This window comes from Achromobacter xylosoxidans A8 (genome assembly GCF_000165835.1).
Lineage (GTDB): Bacteria > Pseudomonadota > Gammaproteobacteria > Burkholderiales > Burkholderiaceae_B > Achromobacter > Achromobacter xylosoxidans_B.
This window is the reverse complement of record NC_014640.1, coordinates 4,471,369-4,487,915: the sequence shown is the minus strand read 5'-3', so window position 1 is coordinate 4,487,915 and position 16,547 is coordinate 4,471,369. Positions and strand designations below refer to the sequence as shown.

18 protein-coding genes are annotated in these 16,547 nt (G+C 68.1%); 8 read left to right on the top strand and 10 right to left on the bottom strand.

What is annotated here, in order from left to right; translation table 11 throughout:
* Window positions 1-39: 39 nt before the first annotated feature.
* A complete protein-coding gene (locus AXYL_RS20775) occupies window positions 40-1,509 on the top strand; it encodes an N-acyl-D-amino-acid deacylase family protein (protein ID WP_013394825.1) in 1,470 nt (489 codons plus the stop codon).
* 32 nt (window positions 1,510-1,541) lie between these two features.
* A complete protein-coding gene (locus AXYL_RS20770) occupies window positions 1,542-2,501 on the top strand; it encodes a tripartite tricarboxylate transporter substrate binding protein BugE (RefSeq protein ID WP_013394824.1) in 960 nt (319 codons plus the stop codon).
* Between the two features lie 15 nt (window positions 2,502-2,516).
* On the opposite strand, the gene AXYL_RS20765 is transcribed toward AXYL_RS20770, so the two are convergent.
* From AXYL_RS20765 to AXYL_RS20745, 5 genes are read right to left on the bottom strand one after another with little or no spacing between them, the layout of a single operon-like run.
* The gene (locus tag AXYL_RS20765; protein ID WP_013394823.1) at window positions 2,517-3,887 is read right to left on the bottom strand and encodes a sulfite reductase subunit alpha; all 1,371 of its coding nucleotides are present in this window, start codon (window positions 3,885-3,887) and stop codon (window positions 2,517-2,519) included.
* A gap of 4 nt (window positions 3,888-3,891) precedes the next feature.
* Window positions 3,892-4,917, bottom strand: a complete 1,026-nt coding sequence (locus tag AXYL_RS20760) for an FAD:protein FMN transferase (RefSeq protein ID WP_013394822.1) — start codon at window positions 4,915-4,917, stop codon at window positions 3,892-3,894.
* A 14-nt stretch (window positions 4,918-4,931) separates the two neighbouring features.
* On the bottom strand, window positions 4,932-5,732 hold the full coding sequence (locus tag AXYL_RS20755) for a DUF4198 domain-containing protein (RefSeq protein WP_013394821.1): 801 nt from the start codon (window positions 5,730-5,732) through the stop codon (window positions 4,932-4,934).
* Between the two features lie 20 nt (window positions 5,733-5,752).
* Window positions 5,753-6,268: a DUF2271 domain-containing protein gene (locus tag AXYL_RS20750; RefSeq protein ID WP_013394820.1), complete on the bottom strand. Its 516-nt coding sequence runs from the start codon at window positions 6,266-6,268 to the stop codon at window positions 5,753-5,755.
* A gap of 27 nt (window positions 6,269-6,295) precedes the next feature.
* The gene (locus AXYL_RS20745) at window positions 6,296-6,922 is read right to left on the bottom strand and encodes a PepSY-associated TM helix domain-containing protein (protein ID WP_013394819.1); all 627 of its coding nucleotides are present in this window, start codon (window positions 6,920-6,922) and stop codon (window positions 6,296-6,298) included.
* 188 nt (window positions 6,923-7,110) lie between these two features.
* Here AXYL_RS20745 and AXYL_RS20740 point away from each other — a divergent pair, with 188 nt between their 5' ends.
* Window positions 7,111-7,665, top strand: coding sequence for an HdeD family acid-resistance protein (locus tag AXYL_RS20740; RefSeq protein WP_013394818.1), 555 nt, complete (start codon window positions 7,111-7,113; stop codon window positions 7,663-7,665).
* Between the two features lie 6 nt (window positions 7,666-7,671).
* Window positions 7,672-8,064: a fluoride efflux transporter CrcB gene (locus AXYL_RS20735; protein ID WP_013394817.1), complete on the top strand. Its 393-nt coding sequence runs from the start codon at window positions 7,672-7,674 to the stop codon at window positions 8,062-8,064.
* 24 nt (window positions 8,065-8,088) lie between these two features.
* Here AXYL_RS20735 and hpnE read toward each other — a convergent pair whose 3' ends face one another.
* The 3 genes from hpnE to hpnC are packed head-to-tail and all read right to left on the bottom strand — an operon-like array spanning window position 8,089 to window position 11,103.
* Window positions 8,089-9,411, bottom strand: a complete 1,323-nt coding sequence (gene hpnE / locus AXYL_RS20730) for a hydroxysqualene dehydroxylase HpnE (RefSeq protein ID WP_013394816.1) — start codon at window positions 9,409-9,411, stop codon at window positions 8,089-8,091.
* Window positions 9,408-10,271, bottom strand: a complete 864-nt coding sequence (hpnD, locus tag AXYL_RS20725; RefSeq protein WP_013394815.1) for a presqualene diphosphate synthase HpnD — start codon at window positions 10,269-10,271, stop codon at window positions 9,408-9,410. The genes hpnE and hpnD overlap by 4 nt, the downstream gene beginning before the upstream one ends.
* Before the next feature lies 1 nt (window position 10,272).
* The gene (gene hpnC / locus AXYL_RS20720) at window positions 10,273-11,103 is read right to left on the bottom strand and encodes a squalene synthase HpnC (protein ID WP_013394814.1); all 831 of its coding nucleotides are present in this window, start codon (window positions 11,101-11,103) and stop codon (window positions 10,273-10,275) included.
* A gap of 131 nt (window positions 11,104-11,234) precedes the next feature.
* Between hpnC and alr the strand changes: the two genes are divergently transcribed.
* Window positions 11,235-12,362: an alanine racemase gene (gene alr, locus AXYL_RS20715; RefSeq protein WP_013394813.1), complete on the top strand. Its 1,128-nt coding sequence runs from the start codon at window positions 11,235-11,237 to the stop codon at window positions 12,360-12,362.
* 153 nt (window positions 12,363-12,515) lie between these two features.
* Window positions 12,516-13,235, top strand: a complete 720-nt coding sequence (locus tag AXYL_RS20710) for an SDR family oxidoreductase (RefSeq protein WP_013394812.1) — start codon at window positions 12,516-12,518, stop codon at window positions 13,233-13,235.
* A 5-nt stretch (window positions 13,236-13,240) separates the two neighbouring features.
* Here the strand turns inward: AXYL_RS20710 and AXYL_RS20705 are convergent, their stop codons facing one another.
* Window positions 13,241-14,098 carry a LysR family transcriptional regulator gene (locus tag AXYL_RS20705; protein WP_013394811.1) on the bottom strand — a complete coding sequence of 286 codons (858 nt, stop codon included), beginning with the start codon at window positions 14,096-14,098 and terminating at the stop codon, window positions 13,241-13,243.
* A gap of 81 nt (window positions 14,099-14,179) precedes the next feature.
* Between AXYL_RS20705 and AXYL_RS20700 the strand changes: the two genes are divergently transcribed.
* On the top strand, window positions 14,180-14,560 hold the full coding sequence (locus AXYL_RS20700; RefSeq protein WP_013394810.1) for a tautomerase family protein: 381 nt from the start codon (window positions 14,180-14,182) through the stop codon (window positions 14,558-14,560).
* Between the two features lie 22 nt (window positions 14,561-14,582).
* On the opposite strand, the gene AXYL_RS20695 is transcribed toward AXYL_RS20700, so the two are convergent.
* Window positions 14,583-15,536 (bottom strand): LysR substrate-binding domain-containing protein, encoded by a 954-nt coding sequence (locus AXYL_RS20695; RefSeq protein ID WP_013394809.1) that lies wholly within the window; start codon window positions 15,534-15,536, stop codon window positions 14,583-14,585.
* Between the two features lie 108 nt (window positions 15,537-15,644).
* On the opposite strand from AXYL_RS20695, the gene AXYL_RS20690 reads away from it, so the two are divergent.
* Complete coding sequence (locus AXYL_RS20690) at window positions 15,645-16,538, top strand: MBL fold metallo-hydrolase (RefSeq protein WP_013394808.1); 894 nt, start codon at window positions 15,645-15,647, stop codon at window positions 16,536-16,538.
* Window positions 16,539-16,547 lie beyond the last annotated feature (9 nt).

Here is a 16,547-nt window from a genome sequence, read left to right as displayed (position 1 = left end):
AAGCGCGTCCGCCGGCAAGACCCTCAAGGCGGGAGCACCATGCGGCAGGAACCTCTGGATCTGATCATCGAAGGCGGCTGGGTCGTCGACGGCCTGGGCGGCCCCCGGCGCCGCGCCGACGTGGGCGTGGCGGGCGAACGCATCGCCGCCATCGGCGACCTGTCGGGGGCAGCGGCTGCGCACAGGGTGGACGCGCGCGGCAAGATCGTGGCGCCGGGCTTCATCGACGTGCACGGCCACGATGACCTGATGTTCGTGGAACGGCCCGGCCTGGAATGGAAGACCAGCCAGGGCATTACTTCGGTGGTGGTGGGCAATTGCGGCGTGAGCGGCGCGCCCGCGCCCTTGCCGGGCAATACCGCCGCGGCGCTGGCGCTGCTGGGGGAAACGCCCCTGTTCGCCGATATGCAGGCCTATTTCAGCGAGCTGCGCGTGCAGCGGCCCATGATCAACGTGGCGGCGCTGGTGGGGCACGCCAACCTGCGCCTGGCCGCCATGCGCGACCCTGCGGCGCAGCCTACGGCCGAAGAACAGGAGAGCATGCAGCGCATGCTGGACGAAGCCCTGGCCGCGGGCGCGGTGGGCTTCAGCACCGGCCTGGCGTACCAGCCCGGCGGCGCGGCCCGCCCCGCTGAGCTGGAAGGCCTGGCGCGGGTGGCGGCGGCGCGCGGCGCGATGCACACCAGCCATATCCGCAACGAAGGCGACGCGGTCGAAGAGGCCGTCGACGAGGTGCTCTCGGTGGGGCGCAATACCGGCTGCGCCACCGTGCTGTCGCACCATAAGTGCATGATGCCGCAGAACTGGGGCAAGAGCCGCGCCACGCTGGCGAACATCGACCGCGCGCGCGGCGAGGGCGTCGAGGTGGCGCTGGACATCTACCCGTACCCCGGCAGTTCCACCATCCTGATTCCGGAGCGCGCCGAAATCATCGAAGACATACGCATCACCTGGTCCACACCGCATCCGGAATGCAGCGGCCAGTTCCTTGGCGACATCGCGGCGCGCTGGGGCTGCGACAAGACCTCGGCGGCGCAGCGCCTGTGCCCGGCGGGCGCCATCTATTTCGCGATGGACGAGGCCGAGGTCCAGCGCATCTTCCAGCACGAGTGCTGCATGGTGGGCTCGGACGGGCTGCCCAACGACGCCCATCCGCATCCCCGGTTGTGGGGCAGCTTCACGCGCGTGCTGGGCCGCTATGTGCGCGAGGCCGAACTGATGACGCTGGAGAGCGCCGTCGCCAAGATGACGTCCCTGCCGGCGCGTGTGTTCGGCCTGGGCGGACGCGGCCAGTTGAGCGAGGGCGCCTGGGCCGACATCGTCGTGTTCGACGCCGACACGGTCGAGGACCGCGCCACCTGGGAGTCGCCGACGCTGGCGTCCGCCGGGGTGGAGCACGTGCTGGTCAATGGCCAACAGGTCTTCCCGGCAGAAGCCGGGACGGCCCGCCCCGGCAAGATCCTGCGCCGCGAGGCGATGGCGCAAGCCGCCGCCAGTGCAGCCACATAAGAATTCCAACCATCCCTACAGGAGACATACCCATGATGCGCAAGACTTGCGTTGCCCTGGCGCTGGCCGCCGTGCTGCCCGCCGCCCACGCGGCATTTCCCGACCATCCCATTACGCTGATCGTGCCGTTTCCCGCCGGCGGACCGACCGACATCGTGGGCCGTCTCGCCGCCGCGAAAGCCGGCGAGATCCTGGGCCAGCAGATCGTGGTGGAGAACCGCACGGGCGCGTCCGGCACCATAGGCATGACCGCCACCGCGCGCGCCAAGCCGGACGGCTACACCGTCGGCCTGGCCACCGTCAGCACGCATGGCACCGCGCCGCACCTGTTCCCCAAGCTGGCCTACGACCCGGTCAAGGACTTCACGCCCGTCAGCAACCTGGTTACCAGCCCCAACATCCTCAGCGTCAATCCGCAGTTTCCGGCCAAGACGCTGGCTGAGTTCGTCGAGCACGTGCGCGCCAATCCCAACAAGGACGGTTATGCCAACGCCGGCGCAGGCGGCGTGAACGACCTGGGCATGATCTGGTTCCTGCAGATCATCGGCGGCAAGATGAACAGCATCTCCTACCGCGGATCGGCGCCCGCGCTGACCGACACGGTGGGCGGCGTGGTGCCGGTGATCTTCGATAATTTCCCCTCGTCGCTGCCCTACCTGAAGAGCAATCACCTGCGCGCCCTGGCCATCACCGGCGCCCAGCGCAATCCGCGCCTGCCGGACGTGCCGACGTTCGCGGAGCAGGGCTACAAGGACTACGACGTGACCGCCTGGTACGGCGTGGTGGGCCCGGCCGGCATGCCTGATGACGTGCGCGACAAGCTGGCTGACGCCTTCGCGCGCGCCGTGCGCGATCCCGCCACCGCGGCCAAGATGGAAGAGACGGGCGCTTTTCCGCTGGGCAATACTCCGGCCGAATTCGGCCAGCAGATCCGCGCCGAGCGTGACCGCTGGAAGACCGTGATCGACAAGGCCGATATCAAGCTGCAGTAAGCGTAGCGGCCGCGTTCAGTACACGTCGCGGCGGTAGCGGCCGTCGCGCTGCATGGCCTGCAGGCGCGCGGCGCCCAGGATGTCCTGCAAGGCGGCGTCCACGCCGCCGGCCATGCCTTGCAGGCTGCCGCAGACGTAGATGGCGGCGCCCATGTCGGCCCAGGCGCGCACGGCCTCGGCCTCGTCGCGCAGGTGGTGCTGCACGTAGCGGCGCTCAGCCTGATCGCGCGAGAACACCGCGTCCACGCGTTCCAGCGTGCCGTCCTCGCGCCAGGCCTCGATCTCTTCGCGGCAGAACCAGTCGTGCGCCGCATTGCGTTCGCCGAAGACCAGCCAGTTGCGCCGGTGGCCCGCGGCGCGGCGCGCCTTGATCAGGGCGCGCAGGCCGGCCAGACCGGTGCCGTTGCCCACCAGCAGCAGCGGGCGCTCGTCGGCCGGCGCGTGGAAATTGCGGTTGACGCGTACGCGCAGGTCGATCGCGTCGCCGGGCTGGGCGACGTGGGTCAGCCAGCCGCTACCCAGTCCCAGCGCACCGTCGGCGCCGCGCATCTGGCGCACCAGCAATTGAATCGAGCCGTCTTCGGGCAACGAAGCGATCGAGTACTCGCGATGCGCCAGCAAGGGCCCGCCGGCCTCACGTCGCGGGCCGATTTCGGCGATGTCGCCCGCCTGCCAATCGCGCGCGCTATCGGCGGGCGGCGTCAGCGTCAGCAGGTAGCAAGGGCCACCCTGGCTTTGCGGATTGAGCGGCTCGCGCGCGGCCAGCCGCCAGGATTCATAAACCGGCGCTTGCCAGTCGGGCAGGTCGCTGCGTCCGGCCAACAGGCCCAGGTGGTGTTGCCAATGCCGCAGGGCTGCCGGGTCGCCGTTGTCGACTTCGACCAGGTCGAACAGCGGCGTCGCGCCTTGCGCGTGCAGCCAGTCGTCCAGGCGATGGCCGAAGCCGCAGAACTGGGCGTATTCGCTGTCTCCCAGCGCCAGCACTGCGTAATGCGCGCCGGCCAGCGCGGGGGCCGCCTGCTGCATCTGTTCGGCGAAGGCCGCGGCGGCATCGGGCGGATCGCCTTCGCCATAGGTGCTGACCACGAACAGCATGCGGCGGTACTCCGCCAGGCGCTTGGCGTCCAGTTGTTCCATGGCGGCCACGCGCACTGCCAGGCCGCCCGCGCGCAGGGAGTCGGCGGTCTGCGCCGCCAGCGATTCGGCATAGCCCGTCTGCGTGGCGTAGGCGATCAGCAAGGTGTCTTCGGGGACCGGCGCTTGCAGGGCTTGCAGCGCCAGCGCCTGCTGCGCCTCGTGACGCAGGGCGCGGCGCCGGGCCCAGACGCACAGCAGCAGCCAGGCTCCCACCACGCATGCCGCCGCGATCAATCGTGTTGCTGGCATGGCGTCAGGCTATGGCGGCCAGCGCCTGGAATGCGGGCGTGGCGGCGACGCGCCAGGCGTCGCGCTCGCGCAGGATGAACAAGGCCGCCAGATCGTGGCGGCGCGCGTAGGCCAGGCCCTCGTCTTCGCCCAGCACGGTCAGGGCGGTGGCGAGCGCGTCGGCTTGCATGCAGCCTTGATGCAGCACGGTGACCGAGGCCAGTTGGTTGCGTACCGGCAGGCCGCTGCGCGGATCGATGGTGTGGGCGTAGCGTTCGTCGCCGCTGCCGGCGTGGCGCCGGTAGTCGCCCGAGGTGGCGATGCTGCGGTCGCACAGCGGCAACGCCAGTGCGTGGTCGTCGCTGGCGTCCGGCACTTCGATGGCCACGCGCCAGGACTGGCCGTCGGGCCGCCGGCCGCGCGCACGCAACTCGCCGCCCACTTCGACCAGGTAATGGGCAATGCCCAGGGCATCCAGCGCCATCGCGGCGCGATCCACGCCGTAGCCCTTGGCGATGGAGGAAAGGTCCAGATAGGCGCCGCCCGGCTGCAGTGCGGCGCGGCGTTCGGCATCGAGCTGTACGCGGCGCCAGCCGCAGCGGGCGCGCGCGGCATCGATGGCGGCGGGCGAGGGCGGTTCAAACGCGCGCTGATGCGGCCCGAAACCCCAGGCGTTCACCAGCGGCCCGACCGTGGGGTCATACGCGCCGCCGCTGTCCTCGGCCAGCGCCAAGGCATGGCTCAATACGTGGAAGAACTCCGCCGGCAGATCCTGCCAGCCGGATGCAGCCTGGTTGTAGCGCGTGATGTCGGAATCGGCTTCCCAGGTGCTCATCTGGGCGACCACCTCATCCAGAGCGGCCTGGATGGCCTGGCGCGCAGCGGCCTCCGTGCGTCCGGCCGGCAGCGCCATGCGCGCCGACCAGGTGGTGCCCATGGTGGCGCCGGCCAGCGCCGCGGGCGCCGCCGGCATTGCCGGCATGGCGCCGTAGGCGACGCGCACGGCCGTGGCCGGCGCGCCGTGCTGGGCGTAGGAAGGAGTACTGGCCATGCGCCTGCAGCGGTTTAGGGCTGCAGCACTTCGACGGTGCCGGCGTAGGACAGGCGGCGTTTCTTGGCTTGCGGCACGCTGACCTTGGCGTCTTCCATGCCGGCCTCGATCCAGTACAGGCCGGGCTGCGGCCACTTCACCGAGAACTTGCCGTCCTTGTCCGTCTTCAGCTGGATCTCGCCGACCTTGTCGCGATAGCGGCTGCCGCCGGGCACCACGTTGACTTCGAGGTCCGCGGCGGGCTTGCCGTCCAGCAGCATCTGGAAGGTGGCGGGTTCGTCGGTGAACAGGTCGTTCGGGTGGGTCACGGGCGCCAGTTCCAGGCCGCGGCCCACGGGCTTCACGGCCGAGGGCTTGCCGGCGGTCACGAAGGTTTCGACGCGGCCCAGGCTTTGCGAGACTTCCAGCTCATCGGCCTTGGCCGGCACGGCTTGCGCCAGACCTTCGGGCTTGCCGAAGTAGCGCTTGTTCTTGCCGTCTTCCTTCCAGCGCGCGAACACGCCGTCGTTGACCACGGCTACGCGGTAGGTGCCGGCCTGCTTCAGTTGCAGGTCGAAGGTGCTGCGCAGCTTGCCCTTGTTGACGTTATCGGCTTCGGCGGCGCTGCCGTCCGGCGCCGTCACGGCCAGGCCGTCCAGGCGCAGCGGCGCGTGGTTGAAGTAGAACTTGTCGTTGCCGACGGCGGCGTCGACGGTGACCCAGCTGTCGACGCCGGACAGCACGGTCGAGGATGGCACCATCCAGACGTCATGCGCCTGGGAGGCGAAGGGCAGACACAGCGCCAGGGCGGCGGCCAGTTTGGCGGCGGATTTCATCGTTGTGCTCCTAGGAGGTCTCAGGGTTTCAGGTCGAGCGCGATGGCGCCCAGTTCGTGTTCGCCGCGCGCCGTCAACTGCTCGGCTTTTTGCGGCGGCCATTGGAAGGGGATGCGCAGCAGCTCGCGGCCGCCGACTTCGCGCGCGGCTTCGACCACCACGGCGTATTGGCCGGGCTTGAGGCCCGACAGGGGCTTGCTGGCCGCGTCAAAGCTCAGGGCGTGCTTGCCCACGGGCTTGGTGGCGCCGCTGACGCCGTCCACCGGGAACTTCTGGTTGCGGCCGCTGCGGCGCCACCACTGGCGCATGTCCTTGAGCCATTCCGTGCCTTCGTCGTTCTTCTTGGCCACGTCGTACCAGACGGCCAGGTCGGTGGCCACGCTCTGGTCGGGGTTCTCGATCCAGATCGCCACGTAGGGACGGTGGTACTCGGCCACATCCAGGCGCGGGATCTCGATGGACAGGCCGATGTCGGCCGCTTGGGCCGTTCGGGCGATCAGGCCGGCCAGCAGGGCCGACAACAACAGCTTGCGCATGGAAATCTCCAGGGCGGATCGTTGGAATCAATGTATGAAAAGCAGGGCCAGCACCACCGGGATCACCACGCCCAGGCCGACCATGGGCCAGGTCGCGCTGCGGTTGCCGGCGTGCATCTTGAGCAGCACCAGTCCGGTCAGCGAAAAGACCAGACAGGCGACGGCGAAGATGTCGAGGAACCAGCTCCACGCCAGGCCGGTGTTGCGGCCCTTGTGCAAATCGTTCAGGTACGAGATCCAGCCGCGGTCGGTGCGTTCGTATTCGACGTCGCCGCTGGCCAGGTCGATGGACAGCCAGGCGTCGCCGCCGGCGCGCGGCAGCGACAGGTAGACCTCATCGGCGGACCACTCGGCCGGCTTGCCGGCGGCGGACGTGTCCAGCGTGTCGTCCAGCCACTGCGCCACGGGCGCGGGCAACGGAGCCTTTTTCTGCTTGGGCGCGGGGGTCAGTTGCTGCAGGACGGCGGCGGGCATGTGCGCTTCGCGGCTGGTCACCACTGCCTTGGCCTCGATGTGCGAGGCATTGTTCAGGGTCAGGCCCGTGACCGCGAACAGCAGCATGCCCAACAGGCACAACGCCGAGCTGATCCAATGCCATTGGTGCAGCGTCTTGAGCCAATAGGCCCGGCGGCGGGGAGTGGGTTGACTGTCCATGGGGTATAGGGTGAAAGCCCGCGGATTCTAACATTTAATGAGAATGACTCTTATAAATGCCGCCCTTGTCCGCCCAAGGAAATTTCAATCGATTTCGGGGCGGCGCCGCTGGCGGGCCGGGCGCGACGTGGCGCCTGCCGCCTGGCGGAGATAACATAGGCCACCCGTTACAAACACCGGAGGTCGTCATGCTTGAACAGCAAGTCGTGGATCAGATCGGTCGTCATTGGGGTTGGGTGGCGTTGCGCGGCGTCGTCGCCATCCTTTTCGGGCTCATGGCCTTGCTCATGCCCGCCATCACCTTGTCGGCGCTGGTGCTGGTATGGGGCGCTTTCGCGCTGGTGGACGGCGTGCTGGCCCTGGTTGCGGGGGTGCGCATCCGCGACAACGGCAAGCCCTTGTGGGCGCTCATCATCGTGGGCCTGCTGGGCATCGCGGCCGGCATCGTGACCTTCGTCTATCCGGGCCTGACTGCGCTGGTCCTGCTCTACATCATCGCGATCTGGGCGCTGGTGTCCGGCGTGTTCCAGGTCGTGGCCGCCATCCGCTTCCGCAAGGACATCCGCAACGAATGGCTGCTGGGCCTGTCGGGCCTGGTGTCCATCCTGTTCGGCGGCATGCTGATCATGCAGCCCGGCGCCGGCGCGCTCGCGCTGGTCTGGGTGATTGGCGCCTACGCCGTGTTTTTCGGCATACTGCTGCTGGTTTTTTCCTTCCGCCTCAAACAGCACAAGGCGTCCTGAAGCCCGATGTCCGCGTATCAAACCCTGATTCCCCTGAATTTCCTGGCCGTGGGCGTGGGCGCCATGTTCGGCGCCTGGGTCCGCTGGCTGGTCAGCCTGTGGCTGAACGTGGAGTCCTGGCCCTGGGGCACCTTCGCGGTGAACCTGGCCGGCGGCTATCTGGTGGGCCTGGCGCTGGCGCTGGTGGCCGGGCATCCAGAATGGCCGGCCTGGGTGCGGCTGGGCGCGATCACGGGTTTCATGGGGGGGCTGACCACCTTCTCGACCTTTTCGGCCGAGACGGTGGCGATGCTGGAGCGCGGCGCCTACGCCAGCGCGCTGGGCTATGCGGGCTTCAGCCTGGCGGGTTCGCTGCTGCTGACGGCGGCGGGCTTGGCCACCGCCAGCCTGCTGCGCTAGGGCTGGCAGGCGCCGCGGCGGCGCTCAGGCCACGGCGGGATCCAGCACGCGGGCGGCCTGCAGGCCGCTGCGCACCGCGCCTTCCAGCACCCCCGGATAGCCAGTGTCGGTCCAGTCGCCGGCCAGCGCCAGCGTGGGCCAGGGCGTGGAGTTCAGCGGGCGGGTCAGACCCGGCACCGCCGCGAAGGTCGCACGTTTTTCGATGAACAGTTCCGCGGCCGTCACTTCCGGCATGGCCGGCAGGCGCGCGGGATGGCGCGCCGCCTGTTCCGCCACCTGGTCGATCAGCGCTTCGATGACCTGCTGGCGGTTGCGTTCGGCGATGCCGGTGGCCGCGCTGGTCACCACGGCCAGTTCGCCGGCCTTGGTGTCGCCGGCCAGTTGCGCGCGGTCGAACAGCCATTGACCGTAGTGGTCGCGGGCGGCTTCTTCGCGCAGCATCATCATGGGTTCGGGCAGGCGCCAGGGATCCTGCAGCCGCAGGTTCAACGTGGCGATGGGCATGTAGTCGAATGCCTTGAGCGCGTCCAGCAGGCCGTTGGCGCCGGCCTCGCGCAGCGGGGCGTCTAGCAGTCGCGCGGCGAAGGCAGGCGGCACCGCCAGCACGGCCGCATCGAACCGTTCCTGGTTGATGTCGACGCCTTCGCGGGAGGGGCGGAGCTGGCGCACGGTGCTGCCGTAGCGCATGGTTACCTGGCGCGCGGCGGCGTCGGGCCAGAGCGCGGACAGGTCGGTGCAGGGCAGCAGCATGTCGCTGTTTTCGCGGCTGCCGGTCAGGCTGTCGCGCAGCACGCGCGCGAACAGCGCGGCGCTGGCGGTGGCGGCGGGCGTGTTCAGCGCGGCCAGGCACAGCGGTTCCCAGATCTGGCGGATCAGGGCGTCCGATTGCGCGTGGTAATGCAGCAGGTGCAGCACGGTCCAGTCGCGCGGCGGCGTCCAGGACATGGCTTTCAAGCCGCGCATCAGGCGCAGGGTCGCGAGACGGTCCTTCCAGGACAGGCCGCGCGCGCGCAGGATCGCCGCCGCCATGTGCAGCGGCGCGGGCAGGCGCGGCGCGGCCAGGCGGAAGCGGCCGTCCAGGCTGGCCAGCTGCAAGGGCCGGCGCATCAACAAGGCGTCCGGGTTGCGGCCGACGCGGCGCATCAGCGCCAGCGTGTGCTTGTAGGCGCCCGACAGCAGGTGCTGGCCATTGTCCAGCGGCGCGTCGAAATCGGTGTGGAACACGCGCCGGGCGCGGCCGCCCGGCGTATGGCCGGCTTCAAAGACGGTGACCTTGGCGCCCGCTTCGCGCAGCGCGACGCTGGCTGCCAGGCCGGCCCAGCCGGCGCCGATGACCGCGGCCTTCACCGGGCCAACCGGCGGACCAGTCCGCGTCCGCCGCTCACCCAGGTCTTCCAGGCCAGCCACAGCTTGCGCAGGGGAGTGAGCGAGATGCGCTGATGCAGCACCTGCCAGTTGTCGCGTTCGATCTCGTCGAGCAGTGCGTGATAGATGGCGGCCATCATCAGGCCCGGGCGCTGCGCGCGGCGGTCGACCTCGGGCAGGTTGCTCATGGCCTCGCGGTACAGCTCGCGGGCGCGATCGGCCTGGAACTTCATCAGCGCGCTGAAGCGTTCGGAGTATTCGCCGTTCAGGATGTCCGAGGCCTTGACCTCGAACTGCTGCATGTCGTTGACGGGCAGGTAGATGCGGCCGCGGCGGGCATCGTCGCCCACGTCGCGGATGATGTTGGTCATCTGGAACGCCAGGCCCAGCTTTTCCGCATAGACCAGGGTCTTGGGGTCGGAATAGCCGAAGACGCCGGCGGACAGTTCGCCCACCACGCCGGCGGCGTGCCAGCAGTACTTGCGCAGACCCGGCCAGTCCAGGTAGCGGGTCTGGTCCAGGTCCATTTCCATGCCGTCGACCACGGCCAGCAGGCGTTCGCGGGTGATCGAACAGCTTTGCAGGTGCGGTTGCAGGGCGCGGGTCACCGGATGGTCCGGATTGCCGTTGTACATCTGGTCGACCTGCGTGCGCCACCAGGCCAGCTTGACGCGGGCCAGCGACGGGTCGGTGCATTCGTCGACCACGTCGTCCACTTCGCGGCAAAACGCGTACAGCGCCGTGATGGCGCGCCGCCGCTCCGGCGGCAGGAAGAGGAAAGAGTAGTAGAAGCTGGAACCGCTTTTGGCGGCTTTCTCCTGGCAGTATTCGTCAGGGGTCATATCAGGTAATTGCGCGCCACATCATGATGGCCCAATCTTTGGCGCCCAATTCGGGGCGATTCATGAATACATCGTAGCCGCCCGCCTCGATACGCTCCAGCACGCGCAGCCCGCCTTGCACCACCAGGCGCAGCTCCAGGCCCATGCGGCCCGGCAGGCGGCGCGCCAGCGGAGCGCCGAAGTGTAGCAGTGCGCGGGCGCGTTCGACTTCGAAGGCCATCAGGTCGCGCCAGGCGGGCGTCAGCCGGCAGGCGGCCAGGTCCTCGTCCGTCACGCCGTGGCGGCGCAGGTCCTCTTGCGGCAGGTAGACGCGCTGCTTGTGCCAGTCCACCCGCACGTCCTGCCAGAAGTTCACCAGTTGCAGGCCGGTGCAGATGGCGTCGGCCTCGCTCACGTTCTGGGGATTGGTGGCTTCGAACAGGTGCAGCATCAGCCTGCCCACGGGATTGGCGGAGCGGGTGCAGTAGTCGGCCAGCGTGGCGTAGTCTTCGTAGCGCTTGACGCTGATGTCCTGTTCGAAGGCGGACAGCAGGTCGTAGAAGGGGGTGATCGGCAACTGGTGGCGCGCGATGGTGGCGGCGAGCGGGACGAAGATGCTGGCCAGTTCGGGCGAGCCGGGTTCGGGCCTGGCGCCCGGTTCGGCGCCGATGCGGTGCAGCTCGGCGCGGAACGCGGCCAGCTGCTTCAGCCGTTCTTCGTCGGTGGCGCTGCCTTCGTCGGCGATATCGTCCGCCGCGCGGGCGTAACGGTAGATATCGGTCACGGCGCCGCGCAGCCTGCGCGGCAGCAGCAGCGAGGCGACGGGGAAGTTCTCGTAGTGATCGATGGGCATATTTGGACTGGCGGATCTGGCCCCGCGGGGCCTGGATCAATCCATTTTAGAGTAGTCGCATCCCGGTGACACGGCGCAATGCCGCGTGAGGTGCGGATCAGTTAGACTTAAGCGCCACAGGATCCCACACCATGCCGCGTCCAATCTCCGCCACCGTCTCCGTCTCCGCGCTAGCGCATAACCTCGCGGCCGTGCGCCGCCACCTGGACCAGACCGCGGAGGCCGCGTCGGGCCTGCCGCCCTCGATCTGGGCCGTGATAAAGGCCAATGCCTATGGGCACGGCATCGAGCAGGCCGTCGCCGGCTTCTCGAAGGCGCAAGGCCTGGCCATGCTGGACCTGGACGAAGCCGTGCGCTGCCGCGAAGCGGGCTGGGGCGGTCCCATCCTGCTGCTGGAAGGCTTTTTCGAACCCTCCGACCTGGACCTTGTCGACCGCTACCACCTGAGCACCACGGTGCACAACCGGGAGCAACTGGACATGCTGGCCCGCGCGCGCTTCTCGCGCCGCGTCGACATCATGCTCAAGCTGAACAGCGGCATGAACCGCCTGGGCTTCAGCCCCGCCGCCTACGCCGCGGCGCATGAACGCGCCATGCTGCTGCAACAGCAGGGTGTATTGGGTTCGGTGGGCAAGATGACCCACTTCGCCTGCGCCGACGGCCCCCAAGGCGTGAACGAACAGCTGGCGCTGTTCAATTCGGTGACGCATAAGATGCCGGGCGCCATCAGCGTCTGCAATTCGGCCGCCACGCTGCGCTTCGCCGAGATCGCCGTCGCCTCGGAAACGCAGGCGCACTGGGTGCGCCCTGGCATCTGCCTGTACGGCGCATCGCCGTTTGCGGACGCCGAAGCTTCTTCCTTCGGCCTGAAACCAGCCATGTCGTTGCGCTCGGAAATCATCGCCGTGCAGGATCTGAAGGCCGGCGATTCGGTCGGCTACGGCGCCATCTTCCGCGCCGACCGCTCCATGCGCATCGGCATCGTGGCCTGCGGCTATGCCGACGGTTATCCGCGCCACGCGACCACCGGCACGCCGGTGGTGGTGGCCGGCATCCGCACCCAATTGGTGGGCCGCGTTTCCATGGACATGCTGATCGTCGATCTGGGGCCTGTCCCCGCCGCCGGCGTCGGTTCGCCCGTGTCGCTCTGGGGCGAGGAAGGCCCCTCCGTGGACGAAGTGGCCCAAGCCGCCGGCACCATTGGCTACGAGCTGCTGTGCGCCCTGGCGCCACGCGTTCCGGTCACCCGGGACGTCTGAGCCGGCCGGTTCCACCTCGTCAGGCGGGCTGTCCGGCAGGCAAGAATTGCTACGCAATTTACAAGACAGGTGGCGCCGGATGGTGTCTACTTGGAAGACCGGGCGCCCAAGCGCCCGTTTTTCACCAAGAAAACACCAGCGAGGTTTCTATCCATGAAGGACAAATGCGTGCTCGTCACGGGCGCCACCAAAGGCATAGGCTGGGCGCTTACTCAGCGGCTGTCCGACATGGGTTGTCATGTGGTTGGCATCGCGCGCAACACCACCGACGTGGATTTTCCGGGCTACCTCTACGCCTGTGACCTGGCGGACGCCGGCCGCACCGAGGAAGTGCTGCGCGAGATCCGCGAGAAATTCCCGGTCGACGCCGTGGTCAACAACGTGGGCATCGTTTCGCCCCAGCCGTTGGGCGAGATCGACCTGGCCACGCTGTACAACGTGCTGGATCTGAACGTGCGCGTGGCGGTGCAGGTCACCCAGGCATTCATCGAATCCATGAAGGTGCGCCGCGCCGGACGCATCGTCAACGTGGTCAGCCGCGCCATCCATGGCGGCATGGAACGCACCGCCTATTCGGCCGCCAAGAGCGCGCTGGTGGGTTGCACCCGCACCTGGGCGCTCGAACTGGCCGAATACGGCGTCACCGCCAATGCGGTCGCACCCGGTCCGATCGAAACCGAGATGTTCCGGGCCACGCGCCCGGCCGGCAGCGATGCCGAAAAGCGCGCGCTGGCCTCCGTGCCCATGAAGCGCCTGGGCACGCCCGCCGAAGTGGCTGCCGCGATCGCCTTCCTGCTGTCGGACGACGCCGGCTTCATTACCGGCCAGGTGCTGGGCGTGGACGGCGGCGGCAGCCTGGGCGGCCGTTCCTGAGGCTTTCAGCCTTTCACGGCGCTGCGGAACGCGGCGCCCAGGGCCGTTAGCGCATCGCGCGCGCGGCCATCCCTGACCCTGGTGTGCAATAAGACCGGCAATTGCGGCAGGGCGGGCAGTCCGAGCCTCGGGCCCGCGTCGATCGCGCCGAAGGGCAGCATGCGCGGAGACAGCGCCGCCACGCCAAGTCCCGCCATTACCGCGGCCGCAACCGCCATCACGCCGCCGCCCACAAAGACCTCCGTCCACGGTATGCCCGATTCGTCGAGCAGTTGTTCGGCGATGGCGCGCACGCCGCAAGGTTGCGCCATGGTGGCCAGGGGCAGCGGTTCTCCTGTCCGCTGCTGCCAACCGGGCGCCGCGTACCAGCCGAATTTTTCCTTGGTCAGAACCTGTCCGTCGTCGCGTCCCGCATGCAGGCGCACGATCACCGTATCGAGTTCACGCCGGTCGAAGCTCTGGAGCAGGTCGCCGGAGGAGGCAATCCGGATTTCGATCAGCAGCCGGGGATCCGCCGCGTTCATGCGTGCGATCAGCGCCGGCAGTTCAGGGCCCGCCACGTGTTCGCTGATGCCGATGGCAAGGCGTTGCCTGCCCTCGGCAGCCGCGGACAGCGCGCGGTCGTGCGCCGCCAGCAGTTCGCGCGCCTGTCCAAGAAAGGCGGCGCCTCGCGCCGAAAGCTCCACGTACCGCGGCGTGCGTTCGATCAGGCGGAAGCCCAGCCGGTCTTCGAGCCGCTTGAGTTTCAGGCTGATGGCCGCCTGTGTCGTTTGCAGGACTTCGGCGGCGCGCGTGAAACTGCCCAGCTCGGCAATGCGGACAAAGGCCCTGACGGCGGCGACATCCAGCGAGCGCTCAGTCATTTCAGATGCTTATCATTGAAATATAGACAAATAGCTTATCAGAATGGCTAATATGAAGCGGTCCAACAGGGAGAATCCACCATGCCGCTAGTCCATGTCTCATTGCGCGCCGGAAAGCCGCAAGCCTACCGCCAGGCCATTTTCGACAACATCTATCTGGCCATGCGCGAAACCTTCAATGTGCCCGAAGACGACCAATTCATGACCATGACCGAGCATGACGCGTCGAACTTCCGCTACAGCCCGACCTACATGGATGTGGCGCGCAGCGACGACCTCGTGTACATCCAGATCACGGCGAACAACACGCGCAGCCTGGAACAGAAGAAGGCGCTGTTCCAGCGGATTGCGCAACGCTTGGGCGATGATCCCGGCCTGCGGCCCGAGGACGTGTTCGTGAACCTGGTGGAAGTGGCGAAAGAGAACTGGTCTTTCGGCCACGGGCTCGCGCAATACGCTTGAGAGCAGAGGGGCGCTTACGGCGCTACGCGCCCAACGCGCCGGCTTCGACCCGCAGCGCATCGAGAAAGCGCTGCAAGGCGGGCGCCGCTTCCACCTGCGCCCGCTGCACCACGCCCACCGGCGGCAGGTTCCAGTCGGGACGGAACCTCAGGATGGCCAGCACACCCAGCGCGGCATAGTGCTGCGCCACCGCGCGCGGCATGGCGGAAAGCAGGTCGCTGCTGCGCAATAGCACCTCGTTGGCCAGCAGCGATACCGACTCGGCCATGGGGGCGTGCAGCGTCAGCCCCTGTTCGGCGAAGTAGGAGTCGATGCGCTGGCGCAGCGGCGCCTGCGGCGGCGGCAGGATCCAGTCCTGCCGCGCCAGCGCGGCCGCGGTGATGCGGGTGGACTTGGCCAGCGGATGGCCGACGCGCGCCACCACGCAGATCGGCTCTTCGTACAGCACTTCGGTGCGGAACACGGGCTGGGTGGCGTCCAGCATCAGGCGGCCCAGCACACAGTCGAGTTCGCCGCGCGCCAGGCCGGCCAGCAGCGCATCGTGCGCGCCTTCCTGCAGCATGACGGTGACGCCGGCGTGGTCGGCGCGCAGGCGTTGCAGGGCGCGCGGCACCAGCACGGGCAGCGCCACCTGCTGCACGCCGACGCGGATGCGGCCGCTGGCGCCGGCGGCCAGCGCGGCGATCTCGTTGCGGGCGCCGGACAGGTCGGACCAGAGCACGTCGGCCTTGCGCGCCAGCGCGTGGCCAAAGCCCGTGGGCACGATGCCGCGGCGCGTGCGCTGAAACAGCGGCACGCCGAACATGTCTTCCAGTTCCAGCAATTGCTTGCTCGCAGCGGGCTGCGTCATGCCGAGCTCGGCCGCGGCCTTGTGCACGCTGCCCAGCGCGTATAACGCGCGCAGCAGGTCCAGGTGGCGCATGCGCAGGCGGCCGCCGATGTGGTGCAGTTCTGGAATGCGGGGAGTGGCTGGCATTTTGCAATTCCTTTTGGTTATCACAGCATTCTAATAATTGATTAGATTGTATGCACCCCATCCCTATACTGGATCGCAGTTCAACTGTCCTGCGTAAAAGGGGAAAACATGAAAATCACGATGCTGGGAACCGGTGCCGCGCTGCCCGATCCCGACCGCGGCCAATCGGCCATCCTGCTGACCCTGGATGACGATACCCACTATCTGTTCGACTGCGGCGAGGGCGCCACGCGCCAGATGGTGCGCGCCAACGTCGATCCCGCCAAGGTGGGTTTCGTGTTCCTGACGCACCTGCACCACGACCATATCTGCGACTATCCCTACTTCGTCATCTCCAGCTGGATGCTGAACAAGACCGGCGCGCCGCTGGTGCTGGGGCCCAAGGGCACGCGCCATTTCGTCGACCACCTGTTCGAGAACGGCGCCTACCATACCGACTACCAGGCGCGCAGCGCCTATCCCGTGCGCCAGGCCAACCTGGAAGCCATGCGTCCGGAAGTGCGCGAAGTCAGTCCCGGGCCGGTATTCGACGATGGCCGCGTGCGCATTTCGGTCGACTGGGTCGAGCACATTCCGCGCGACGTGTGTGAGTGCTTCGGCGTGCGGGTGGAGGCCGAGGGCAAGGTCATCGCCTTCAGCGGCGACACCGCGCCCTGTGAAGCCATGGTGCGGCTGGCGCAGGACGCCGACCTGCTGATCCATGAATGCACTTTCCCCGAATCGTTCATCGCGCACCGCGCCAAGACCGGCGTGGGCACCTATGCGCACACCAGTCCCACGGACCTCGGCATCATCGCCAGCCGCGCGGGCGTCAAGAGCCTGGTGGCGACGCATTTTGGCCACTTCGATTCGACCAGTCCGGTGATCAAGCGCGCTGCCGCCAAGCATCTGCCGGTGGAACTGATGGGGCCGCACCTGATGGACGAGATCGTGGCCGACATCCGCAAGAACTATTCGGGTCCGCTGCGGCTGGCCCACGACCTGATGCGCATCGATCTCTAGCGCTCGCGA

Bases quoted from the DNA above. Each gene is read 5' to 3' on its own strand.
- AXYL_RS20740 (WP_013394818.1), top strand. From the start codon at position 7,111: ATGCTTGAACAGCAAGTCGTGGATCAGATCGGTCGTCATTGGGGTTGG.
- AXYL_RS20690 (WP_013394808.1), top strand. From the start codon at position 15,645: ATGAAAATCACGATGCTGGGAACCGGTGCCGCGCTGCCCGATCCCGAC.
- hpnC (WP_013394814.1), bottom strand. From the start codon at position 11,103: ATGCCCATCGATCACTACGAGAACTTCCCCGTCGCCTCGCTGCTGCTG.
- AXYL_RS20695 (WP_013394809.1), bottom strand. From the start codon at position 15,536: ATGCCAGCCACTCCCCGCATTCCAGAACTGCACCACATCGGCGGCCGC.
- AXYL_RS20745 (WP_013394819.1), bottom strand. From the start codon at position 6,922: ATGGACAGTCAACCCACTCCCCGCCGCCGGGCCTATTGGCTCAAGACG.
- AXYL_RS20700 (WP_013394810.1), top strand. From the start codon at position 14,180: ATGCCGCTAGTCCATGTCTCATTGCGCGCCGGAAAGCCGCAAGCCTAC.
- AXYL_RS20705 (WP_013394811.1), bottom strand. From the start codon at position 14,098: ATGACTGAGCGCTCGCTGGATGTCGCCGCCGTCAGGGCCTTTGTCCGC.
- hpnD (WP_013394815.1), bottom strand. From the start codon at position 10,271: ATGACCCCTGACGAATACTGCCAGGAGAAAGCCGCCAAAAGCGGTTCC.
- AXYL_RS20735 (WP_013394817.1), top strand. From the start codon at position 7,672: ATGTCCGCGTATCAAACCCTGATTCCCCTGAATTTCCTGGCCGTGGGC.
- AXYL_RS20765 (WP_013394823.1), bottom strand. From the start codon at position 3,887: ATGCCAGCAACACGATTGATCGCGGCGGCATGCGTGGTGGGAGCCTGG.
- alr (WP_013394813.1), top strand. From the start codon at position 11,235: ATGCCGCGTCCAATCTCCGCCACCGTCTCCGTCTCCGCGCTAGCGCAT.
- AXYL_RS20760 (WP_013394822.1), bottom strand. From the start codon at position 4,917: ATGGCCAGTACTCCTTCCTACGCCCAGCACGGCGCGCCGGCCACGGCC.
- AXYL_RS20775 (WP_013394825.1), top strand. From the start codon at position 40: ATGCGGCAGGAACCTCTGGATCTGATCATCGAAGGCGGCTGGGTCGTC.
- AXYL_RS20750 (WP_013394820.1), bottom strand. From the start codon at position 6,268: ATGCGCAAGCTGTTGTTGTCGGCCCTGCTGGCCGGCCTGATCGCCCGA.
- AXYL_RS20710 (WP_013394812.1), top strand. From the start codon at position 12,516: ATGAAGGACAAATGCGTGCTCGTCACGGGCGCCACCAAAGGCATAGGC.
- AXYL_RS20770 (WP_013394824.1), top strand. From the start codon at position 1,542: ATGATGCGCAAGACTTGCGTTGCCCTGGCGCTGGCCGCCGTGCTGCCC.
- AXYL_RS20755 (WP_013394821.1), bottom strand. From the start codon at position 5,732: ATGAAATCCGCCGCCAAACTGGCCGCCGCCCTGGCGCTGTGTCTGCCC.